This is a genomic window from Bacteroides gallinaceum (genome assembly GCF_030373775.1).
GTDB lineage: Bacteria > Bacteroidota > Bacteroidia > Bacteroidales > Bacteroidaceae > Phocaeicola > Phocaeicola excrementipullorum.
The window spans coordinates 1-1853 of the sequence record NZ_JAUDEN010000061.1 but is presented as its reverse complement, the minus strand read 5'-3'; the positions used below and the strand labels follow the sequence as shown (position 1 = coordinate 1853).

The window sequence follows — 1853 nt, the reverse complement described above, 5'->3', positions numbered from 1 at the left end:
GTAAGCATTCGAAGAAATGCACCTTTTACACTTTGAGGTTTGGTTGTAGCTTTGCGGCAGTGAATACAATCAAACCTCAATTATTATGAACAGACAAGAATTTGAAGAATTAGAATTGCAGGTGCAACAAAGCGAGCTGCCGTTGAAGTCGTACCTTCAACAGACAGGTGTAAGTTATTCAACCTATCACTACTGGCGCAGAAAATGTTCCGTTGACAGGAGCAGCATCAAACACGAGTTGGCTCCTATCAGTTTTAAACAGGCATTTACGGAGTCTTCCCAAGAGGAACAATTGCCGCATGGTGTTGCGCTGCTGTTTCCCAATGGACTTCGTGCCCACTTCGGGAGCGGTTCTGAAGATTTGCTGAAGGAAATATTTACCCAAAGTCTTCGAAACGGTCATGTTTAACCTGAACGACACGATGCGCTACTTCCTGTGTCCGGGCAGGACAGATATGCGCAAGGGTATCAGTTCGCTATGCGGAGTGGTACATGAGAAAATGAACAGTGAAGTGAGGAACGGTGATGTCTTCATCTTCATCGGTTCCAGCCGCAGGCTAATGAAACTCCTTCATGCCGAAGACGGAGGTATGGTAATGTATGTAAAACGTCTGGAGGCCGGTCGCTTCAAGCTGCCGGAGTATGATCCCAAATCAAACAGCTATCCCATGGAGTGGCGCGATCTGGTGATGATGGTTGAAGGAATACAGGAAAACCCGGAACAGAGGCTCCGGCGGTTAAGAGCCGAACGTAAGGAATACCATGTATAACATGTTTTTTGCGTGAGTAAACTTTGGATATTGTTGCATAATTCACTGTTAATTAGTATATTTACACCATTAAAAGAAGTATAGACAATGGAAGAAAAAGAAATTTTACTCAAGACGATAGAAGGGCTGAATGCCTCTATAGCCTCATTGTCTACTACTAATAAGAATCAATCCGAACAGATAAAAAATCTGCAGGAACGTATCAAGGAGCTGACGGCTCAGGTCGCATGGCTGAACCGTCAGCTCTTTGGCCGTAAATCGGAGAAACTTCGCGTATATGATCCTAATATGCCAGATCTCTTTGCCGACGAGTTTTCCGGACTCCGGCAGCAGGCGGAAGAAAAGCGGGACGAGGCTGTGGAAAAGATTGAGAAGGAATCGGTGGAAGACGTAAAACGAAATCGCCAGAACCGCAAAATGATAGAGGACTTGCCCGTATTGGAGACCGATACAATAGAACCGAAAGGCGTAGACTTGTCTTTATACCGTAGAATAGGCGAAGAGATAACAAAAGTCGTCAAACACAAGCCGGGAATGCTTTACGTCAAGGTGATCATCCGTCCCAAATATGCTCTCAAGGATAGTACCCTGCTTCCTCCAGCCGGACAGAAAGGCGTAGAGATAGCTCCCATGCCGCTGATGCCGGTCGACAAGTGCATTGCTGACACCAGCCTGCTTGCCGAAATATTGCTTCAGAAGTATGAATATCATGTCCCGTTCTACCGTCAGATACAGCAATACCGCCATCTTGGAATGAAAGGCCTTACCGAAAGTACACTGGACGGCTGGTTCAAGAAAACCGTGGAACTGCTTAAGCCTCTGTATGAAGAACTCAAATGGGAAGTCTTCTCCTGTGACTATGTACAGGCGGATGAAACTACAGTTCCGGTCATTAACAGAGAAAAACACAGAGCCGACAAGGAATATCTCTGGATGGTAAGATCAGTCATGGAGAAACTGGTCATCTTCCATTACGACGGGGGATCACGGGCCGGAGCGGTCATCGAATCCCTGGCAAATCAATATAACTTCAAGGGATATCTTCAATGTGACGGTTTTGCAGGTTATGAAACAGCCTTCAAG

3 protein-coding genes are annotated in these 1853 nt (G+C 46.0%); all 3 read left to right on the top strand.

What is annotated here, in order from left to right; translation table 11 throughout:
* Nucleotides 1-85 precede the first annotated feature (85 nt).
* Nucleotides 86-409, top strand: coding sequence for an IS66 family insertion sequence element accessory protein TnpA (tnpA, locus tag QUW60_RS14910; protein ID WP_289561474.1), 324 nt, complete (start codon nt 86-88; stop codon nt 407-409).
* Entirely contained in the window at nt 402-770 is a 369-nt protein-coding gene (gene tnpB / locus QUW60_RS14905) for an IS66 family insertion sequence element accessory protein TnpB (RefSeq protein ID WP_071149928.1), read from the top strand. The genes tnpA and tnpB overlap by 8 nt, the downstream gene beginning before the upstream one ends.
* Nucleotides 771-857: 87 nt before the next feature.
* A partial coding sequence (locus tag QUW60_RS14900) for an IS66 family transposase (RefSeq protein ID WP_289561472.1) occupies nt 858-1853 on the top strand: 996 nt, incomplete at its 3' end.